Annotated in this window: 7 protein-coding genes; 5 read left to right on the top strand and 2 right to left on the bottom strand. The window is 49.3% G+C overall.

Annotated elements, in window-relative coordinates:
- The first annotated feature begins 469 nt into the window (after positions 1-469).
- Positions 470-1591: a Fic family protein gene (locus K7H09_RS05785; protein WP_022524088.1), complete on the top strand. Its 1122-nt coding sequence runs from the start codon at positions 470-472 to the stop codon at positions 1589-1591.
- A gap of 378 nt (positions 1592-1969) precedes the next feature.
- Here K7H09_RS05785 and K7H09_RS05780 read toward each other — a convergent pair whose 3' ends face one another.
- Positions 1970-2431 (bottom strand): hypothetical protein, encoded by a 462-nt coding sequence (locus K7H09_RS05780; protein ID WP_022524087.1) that lies wholly within the window; start codon positions 2429-2431, stop codon positions 1970-1972.
- 227 nt (positions 2432-2658) lie between these two features.
- Here K7H09_RS05780 and K7H09_RS05775 point away from each other — a divergent pair, with 227 nt between their 5' ends.
- Both K7H09_RS05775 and hutC read left to right on the top strand, forming a co-directional pair.
- Positions 2659-2967: an Arc family DNA-binding protein gene (locus tag K7H09_RS05775; RefSeq protein WP_035539112.1), complete on the top strand. Its 309-nt coding sequence runs from the start codon at positions 2659-2661 to the stop codon at positions 2965-2967.
- 387 nt (positions 2968-3354) lie between these two features.
- Complete coding sequence (gene hutC, locus K7H09_RS05770) at positions 3355-4068, top strand: histidine utilization repressor (RefSeq protein ID WP_089692053.1); 714 nt, start codon at positions 3355-3357, stop codon at positions 4066-4068.
- Positions 4069-4150: 82 nt separating this feature from the next.
- Here the strand turns inward: hutC and K7H09_RS05765 are convergent, their stop codons facing one another.
- On the bottom strand, positions 4151-5473 hold the full coding sequence (locus K7H09_RS05765; RefSeq protein WP_089692057.1) for a YjiH family protein: 1323 nt from the start codon (positions 5471-5473) through the stop codon (positions 4151-4153).
- A 310-nt stretch (positions 5474-5783) separates the two neighbouring features.
- Here K7H09_RS05765 and hutI point away from each other — a divergent pair, with 310 nt between their 5' ends.
- Together hutI and hutG are read left to right on the top strand one after the other, a co-directional pair.
- Positions 5784-6998, top strand: coding sequence for an imidazolonepropionase (hutI, locus tag K7H09_RS05760; RefSeq protein ID WP_089692061.1), 1215 nt, complete (start codon positions 5784-5786; stop codon positions 6996-6998).
- Positions 6988-7935: a formimidoylglutamase gene (gene hutG / locus K7H09_RS05755; protein ID WP_230804051.1), complete on the top strand. Its 948-nt coding sequence runs from the start codon at positions 6988-6990 to the stop codon at positions 7933-7935. The genes hutI and hutG overlap by 11 nt, the downstream gene beginning before the upstream one ends.

The following is a 7935-nucleotide window of genomic DNA, read 5'->3' as shown; positions in this document are numbered from 1 at the left end:
AGGTTTGCGCAGTTACACGTCAGTATAGCTACAGCCTCATAAGTTTCTAAAAGTGAGAAGCTAGCGTCGTAGGCTTGCACAGATGCACGTCAAGATAGCTACAGTCTCATAAGTGTCTAAATGTGAGAAGCTAGCGTCATAGGCTTGCACAGATACACGTCAAGATAGTTACAGTCTCATAATCTACAAAAAGTGAGAAGCTAGCGTCGTAGGTTTGCACAGATGCACGTCAAGATAGTTACAGTCTCATAATTTTCTAAAAGTGAGAAGCTAGCGTCGTAGGTTTGCGCAGATGCACGTCAAAATAGCTACAATCTCATAAGATTCTAAAAGTGAGATTCTAATCTAAGCTGTGCCTCATAAGCTGTAATGCATAGAGTTATTGAAAAAATGTTGACTCTCAAAAATTGATAAATATGATGTACTATGTTTGGCGTTAAAAAAAGTGTGAATATGAGAGGCAAGTGATATGGATTTAAATTTAGACGAAGCTGTGAATTATCACTACGATAAATTTCCACCTCGAAAAATAGATTATAGTAGGTTTGTGGACAAGCTTATAAAAGCGACTGACGCAGTTGCACGCTATGATCAAATGCTGAAAAATATGCATAATAGTGAAATATTACTTGCCCCTTTAAGAAATCAAGAAGCAGTTATCTCTTCTAGGATGGAGGGTACTGTTAGTACGATGGATGAGATCTTGCAATATGAGGCTGATCATGAAAATGAGACAGCTAATACATCAAGTGTAAGATCTGAGGTTATTGAAACAATACTTTATCAGAGGGCATTAAAAGCCGCCCAAAAAGCACTGAATGATGGGTATCCAGTTTCTCAATCATTGCTTAAAGGGATACATCAGCGTCTTTTATCATTTGGTAGAGGAGCATCAAAGTCACCAGGAGAGTTTAAGGTTGAGCAAAATTACTTGGCTGATAGGAATAAAAATAAAATACTTTTTATTCCCGTTAGTCCAGAGCGACTGCAGGATGGTTTAGATGTTTTGTTCAAGTATATCAATGAAGACCCCAGCCCCTCTCTCGTTAAAGCAGCATTGACGCACATAGAGTTTGAGGCCTTACATCCGTTTAAGGACGGTAATGGAAGAATTGGGAGGATGTTGATAACGTTAATGTTATGGAAATACGGAACTATTTCAGCACCTCACTTTTATATCAGCGGATATTTTGAAGAAAATAAGGATGAGTACATTGATACGATGAGGCGAGTATCAGAGACAGGGGATTGGGATGAATGGTGCTCGTTCTTTTTAGAAGCGGTAGAGCAACAGGCAATAAGAAATTTAACTATTGCTGAAAATATAAGGAATTTATATGAAGAAATGAAGATTTTATTTGCTGAGCTGTTGTCTTCAAAATGGAGCGTCACTGCTCTAGATTTTGTGTTCACGAATCCTGTTTTTCGTAATAATAAGTTTACTTCACAAAGCGGTATTCCGGCTGCTACTGCTGCAAGATTTACTAGGATTATGCTAGATAATGACATTATACGTACAGTCGAAGAAGCATCAGGACGGCGGCCAGCAATGTATTCCTTTGAACCTTTGCTGAAGCTAGTCCGTGTTTGAGTGATATTTATTGTAGTAATAGAAAATGATGATTTTATGGTGTTTTTATTTTTAATTGAAAGTCGCTGCTCCCGTAGCGGCTTTTTTGCTTATGCAAGACAAAAGTTTTTACCCAGGATCAGGCGAGCCTTTGCCGATGCATTTGATACGGTAGTTCTCGGCCGGCGGGGGTTTACCAGCTTTAGGTGTGATGTTGACCGGTTCATTGAATCAGGGCAGGGGATCTATTGCTTGGATGGATGTTGGCCTGTGGAGTTGCGGCTAGCTGCATGCCAGAGCTTGAGCTTGAGGGGGGCTGGAGCTTACCTTTTTTCACTGACCTCCTTCGGCTAATGGCAACGACAACCCCATATGACTCAGGGAGGTAGTAACAGAAAATTATTCCTTAGGTCTCAAGTCGCCAGTGATGTAGCAAATCGATTCCGTGGTATTTTCCAGTTTTACGGTGTTGTCTTCTATGTGACCTCCGAGTGGTAGGTTAGTAGTATGTCTGCTGTGCTTAGCCTTGCGCGTTATGTCGTTAAGTTTTATGCCACAACTTAGCTGTTGTATTAGTAATACCTTGAAAAGGCTGTGTAGCTTTCCTAGTTGCAACTGTAATTCTGGATAATTACCAAGCACGTTGTAAGCTTTGGCAATTAATGCCATTGCTTTATCAATATTTTTGATTTTTACTTCTACTTCTTTTTCTGATGTGGATTTGTTATCCATTGGGGCAAAGCTAATGGCTATATGTGAAATGGATAAAGTTAGGTATACCGCCTCTTCATCGGTAGACATTCCGTTTTGAATTAACTCACACATATTCTCTAGGTCATGAATATAGCTGGCATTATGCATAGCTTTTTTCCTTAAGCTGCTTCATTTCTCGTTCCACCTGACTCACTAGCCATTTCAGGCGAAGCACGTGTTCTGAGCTTTGCTCTAAAACCGTGGTTTTAGCTCTGTCTCAAGCTGTCTTTTGAATTGTGTAACCTACTGGATTTGCCAAATGAACCCAATGGGTCCCATATGGTACCCGATGGGTGCCATTGCTGTAAAGAACCGGTCTGGTTCATCATTAAGAAATGACAACTCACGATACCCACACACAGTACAAACTCCGTATGCCGCCCGAGTTACGGGACTGGTTGAAAGAGGCTGCCGACACTAACCATCGATCCATGAATGCTGAGATAGTCGCCAGGCTGCTCCGCACGGTTGAGCTAGATGGTCGAGAAAAAGCACTCGAAAGGGTGGGGTATGAGGAGAAGGAAACCATGCCGAACAGCGATTATAGAAACCTCAGCGAGGTGAAGCGTCAGCTAGAGGCTGCAATGAGTCAGCTTGATCGGGAGTTGCGCCACCTGGAGGCAAGCCAGCAAAAAGGTGAGTGAGGTTGGTACAAGCTCCACATGTCCAAAGGTTTTGGTTATTCATGCTAAATGATGGAGATAGCGATCTGAGCTTTGTTCAGGTCGCTTTTTATTATTTGGCGTAAAAGCTGAAAAGGTTCAGACGCGCTAGATAATGTGCTTTTTCCCCATTCAAAATAAATGAATGACTCGAAGCTATCAACGATCTCCTCCAGACCGCGAGAACACGTACAGGTTAGCGAAGTGAAGTGAACCAGCTTCATTGTGATGCAGCACAAGCAGCCGTGTGTGGCGTTTGCGCTACACGCATGATTGGTCAATGGCGTTGACCTGGCAGCAGTGTGCTTTGTTAACCAAGGCTAGTAAGATAGCTGTATAGACAAACGGTCTTAATCGAAAAGGAGCTTCATGACGCGTCCTCCTCTCTACCAGCAGATCCGTCAACATCTGTTGGATAAGATTCAGTGCGGAGATTGGCAACTGAATCATCAGATACCTACGGAAGAGCGGCTGGCGAAAGACTTTGGCGTGAGCCGGATGACGGCCAATAAAGCCATTAGAGATTTAGTGCAGCAGGGATACCTCGTGCGTCAACCCGGTGTCGGCACCTTCGTTACCGACCGTAAGGTTGAGTCCTCTTTGGTGGAGGTATACAACATTGCCGAAGAAGTGCTTTCGCGTGGGCATCGATACAGCAATAAAGTAATCACCCAAGAGGCGATTGAAGCAGATGATGAAGTTGCGCTGCGGTTAGGCGTGAGGCTTGGGAGTCGGGTTTTTCATACCCTGTTGGTGCACTATGAGAATGACATTCCGATTCAGCTTGAGAACCGCTACGTTAACCCACGCTGGGTGCCTGATTATCTTGACACCGATTTTTCACGCCATACGCCTAACGAGGTGCTGGTCGCCGCCTGTCCTATGACGGATATGGAACACATCGTTGAGGCGGTGCTGGTGGATGAGCAAACTGCAAAATGGCTAAGTATCGATACCCAGACGCCTTGCTTGAGCATGGTGCGGCGTACCTGGTCTGAAGAGCACTTGATTAGCTATGCGCGCCTGATCCACCCTGGAGACCGCTATAAATTACGCTCCTCCCTGCAAAGAAAAAGCGCTTAAATTGAAGCAAAGCAAGAGCCCAGCGAGGCCGGTTTGTTCGACCTCGTTGTTCGACCTCGTGGCATCTCGTTAATACTGGGATTCAACTGGTCAGTGACTGCACCAAGTAGCCCGTGGGTATCGCGAGTAGCAAGCTCAAGGCCACGCGAATGAACCACACGATCAACATGCGGCCTACGGAAAGCGGAATGCTGGTAGAAAGAATGCAGGGGATGGAAGCAGAAAAAAACAGCACGGCGGATACTGACACCACGCCAGCCGCAAAGCGGGCGACGAATTCAGCTTCGGCCATCAGTAGAGCCGGTAAGAACATTTCCGCCAGCCCAGAAGCAGATGCCTGCGCTAGCGCTGCAGCATCGTCTAGCCCCCAAATGGCGACAAAGGGGTAAAACAGCCATCCCAACCAGTCAAATAAAGGCGTGTATTTGGCGATGAGAAGCCCGAGCAGGCCTACCGACATGATCGACGGTAGGATGCTGATGGCCATTATCAACCCTTCTTTAAAGTTGAGCGCTACGCTGCGGTGAAGACTGGGCGCTTTGGCTGCAATCTCCGTACCTGCTTGCCAGGCCGTGCTCAAACGCTTCCCCGGTATTGGCTCCGGTTCTCCGTCACTCTTGTGGTCATCCATGTTTGCCAGAGGCGGCAGCCGCACCGTGATAGCCGTGACGATGAACGTAATCAACAGGGTGAGCCAAAAGTACAAATTCCAAATGCTCATCAGATCTAGCGTACGGGCCACGATGATCATGAACGTTGCCGACACCGTGGAAAAACCAGTGGCAATGATGGCGGCTTCCCGGGCTGAATACTGTCCCGCTTGATAAACCCGATTGGTAATCAATAGCCCGATCGAGTAACTACCTACAAAAGAAGCAACGGCATCGATTGCCGAGCGCCCAGGGGTTCGCCAAATGGGCCGCATGACCGGCTGAACCAGTACGCCAATCAATTTCAGCAACCCGTAGCTGATCAACAGCGCCAGGAAAATAGCGCCGATTGGTACGATCAAACCTACCGGAATCACCAGTTTCTCGAACAGGAAGGGCAGCATATCCGGTTCGTGCAGAAACGCAGGTCCCCAACCCGTTAACGCCATTATGGTAACAGCGACGCCAATGATTTTCAGCACGGTAAAAATGCTTTCGGTCACTGTTCGCCGCCAATAGCCTTTGTACAGTGGGTAGGCAGCGCCCGCCACGATCATCACTAACGCATAAATGCCGCTGTATTCCCCCATCAAAGAGCGCAGTCCGGTGACCATGTGGTCAAGCAGGATAGTGCGGCGTCCTCCTAGCTCGATGGGAACAAAGAAGATCAGGATGCCCAGAGCGCTAGGCACAAACAGTTTAAAGATAGTGGCAGCGCTAGTTCGCTGCTTGGTGGGCGGGTTTATGGGCTGCATGGGGAGGCCTCTAATTGTGTGGTTATCGTTCCGATGACTTGGGTTTCTTTTATGTATATACAATAAGCTAGCCTCATACAGCATTTGCGCATAGCACTTGGCAATAGACATTAGTCTAGTGGGGTGGATGTTATATGATCTGTTGTTTGGTGATTATTTGATTTAAATATTTGTTTTTAAAATATTTTTATTATTTTTCGACGTTTCTTTTGAACTTTGCAACTGCTTATTTGCTTAGTTCATGGCTTGACGAAGTAATCCGGTATGGGCTTAATTGTATATACATTATGTTTGCTCCAAGGAGACCTCCATGGCTAATAACAAACGACGCTACATTTGGCGCTATATCAGTGTCTTCGATGGTCAGAAAACGTTGCCGGAGCCTATGGCCGTCATTACTCAAGGTGAGCGTGTCGTCACCATGACGCCCATGGATGGCTTCGATGAGTCACAGGCGGATGGTTGCCATGATATGGGGCGGGGCGGCGTGATGACGCCCGGCTTGGTGGATTGCCATACCCACTTGGTGTTTGGCGGCGCGCGCGCCGACGAATTCGAGGCGCGTTTGGAAGGCGCCAGTTATGAAGAGATTGCCCGCCGTGGCGGGGGCATTCTGAGTACCGTGTTGGCGACGCGGGAAGCGAGTGAACAAACGCTCTTCAATGCTGCTTTGCCACGTCTTAAAGCGCTGGTTGAGGAAGGCGTCACTACAGTCGAGATCAAGTCGGGCTATGGGTTGGACGTGGCTAATGAACTGAAAATGCTGCGGGTGGCCCGGCGCCTAGGTGAAGAGTTGCCAGTGCACGTGTTGACGACACTGTTAGGTGCCCATGCCTTGCCGCCGGAGTATGAGAACGATAGCGACGGCTATATCGAGCTGGTCTGCAATGAAATGATTCCTGCCGCAGCGGCCGAGGGGCTGGCCGATGCCGTCGATGTCTTTTGTGAAAAAATCGCCTTTTCAGTAGCGCAGTGTGAGCGGGTTTTCAAAGCCGCCCAAGCTCATGGTTTACCCATCAAAGCACATGCCGAGCAACTCTCAAATTTGGGGGGCGCTGCGATGGCAGCCCGCCACTGCGCATTGTCAGCTGACCACATTGAGTATCTTGACGACGCCGGCATTGCAGCCATGCGCGAGGCAGGCAGCGTGGCTGTCATTCTTCCCGGTGCTTTCCACACCTTGCGTGAAACGCAGCAGCCGCCCATTGCGGGGCTGCGCGAAGCGGGGGTGCCGATGGCTGTTGCTACCGACGCCAACCCAGGCAGCTCGCCGATATTTATGCCCACGTTAATGCTCAACCTGGCTTGTACGCTGTTCCGCATGACGCCCCAGGAAGCGTTGGCGGGGATGACCGCCAATGGAGCTGCCGCGCTAGGGCTGAAAGGGCAGGGGCAGCTTCACGAAGGCGCGGTAGCTGATTTGTGTGTTTGGGATATTGAGACCCCCGCTGAACTGGCATATGCAGTACAGCCAGGCCGCCTACGGCAGCGCGTCTACCAGGGGGAGTTAACCCATGGCCGCTGATACGTCTATTGATATGTCGCTCTGGCAGGGGCGCACGGATCCTGAACCCGATAGTGACCGTTGGCATCAGCGTATTGAGCCGTTAGCCAACAACGCCGTGCCGGGGTGTGCACTGCTGGGCTTCGAAAGTGATGCAGGTGTTGCGCGCAATCAGGGCCGCACCGGCGCTGCTGAAGGCCCTAATGCGTTACGCCGTGCGCTGGCGCCGTTGGCTTGGCATCGCACAGCGCCTGCTTACGATGCTGGCAATGTGCGCTGTGTTGATGATGGGTTAGAGGCAGCGCAACAGACGCTTGCTGATCGGCTGACGTCATTATTAACCGCTGGCCATCTGCCCATTGTGCTGGGTGGCGGGCATGAAGTGGCCTATGCCAGCTGGCTGGGTCTGGCGCAGTTTTTTATGCCAAACACGGCGCCACCGCGGATTGGCATCATAAACCTGGACGCGCACTTTGATTTGCGCGATCCAGCGCATATTCGCTCCTCAGGCACCCCCTTCGCCCAGATTGCCGATAAGTGCCAAGAGTGGGATTGGTCGTTTCGCTATGCCTGCCTGGGGGTAAGCCGCGCTGCTAATACGCGCGCCTTATTTACCCGCGCCGCCGCGCTCGGAACACTGGTTCGGGAAGATCGCGAGATCGATGCGCTACGCCTTGATTCTATCGTTAGAGACATGCAGCGCTTCATCGCCAAATGCGACCACCTTTACCTAACCATTGACCTGGATGTGCTCCCTGCTGCCGAAGCCCCTGGCGTCAGTGCGCCTGCCGCACGCGGTGTTTCGCTTGCCTTGATTGAGCCGCTGATTGAAGCAGTGCGTGACAGCGGCAAGCTTCGCCTGGCGGACTTGGCAGAGCTCAACCCCAGCCTGGATATCGACAGCCGTACCGCCAGAGCGGCGGCTCGTCTTGTGCATTTGCTGACCTTAGATAACTGA

Source organism: Halomonas sp. IOP_14 (assembly GCF_021021315.1).
In the GTDB taxonomy this organism is placed as follows: domain Bacteria; phylum Pseudomonadota; class Gammaproteobacteria; order Pseudomonadales; family Halomonadaceae; genus Vreelandella; species Vreelandella titanicae.
Note: the sequence above shows the minus strand (reverse complement) of the source record. Positions and strands in the feature narration are given on the sequence as shown.

Bases quoted from the DNA above. Each gene is read 5' to 3' on its own strand.
- K7H09_RS05765 (WP_089692057.1), bottom strand. From the start codon at position 5,473: ATGCAGCCCATAAACCCGCCCACCAAGCAGCGAACTAGCGCTGCCACT.
- K7H09_RS05785 (WP_022524088.1), top strand. From the start codon at position 470: ATGGATTTAAATTTAGACGAAGCTGTGAATTATCACTACGATAAATTT.
- K7H09_RS05775 (WP_035539112.1), top strand. From the start codon at position 2,659: ATGACAACTCACGATACCCACACACAGTACAAACTCCGTATGCCGCCC.
- hutC (WP_089692053.1), top strand. From the start codon at position 3,355: ATGACGCGTCCTCCTCTCTACCAGCAGATCCGTCAACATCTGTTGGAT.
- hutI (WP_089692061.1), top strand. From the start codon at position 5,784: ATGGCTAATAACAAACGACGCTACATTTGGCGCTATATCAGTGTCTTC.
- hutG (WP_230804051.1), top strand. From the start codon at position 6,988: ATGGCCGCTGATACGTCTATTGATATGTCGCTCTGGCAGGGGCGCACG.
- K7H09_RS05780 (WP_022524087.1), bottom strand. From the start codon at position 2,431: ATGCATAATGCCAGCTATATTCATGACCTAGAGAATATGTGTGAGTTA.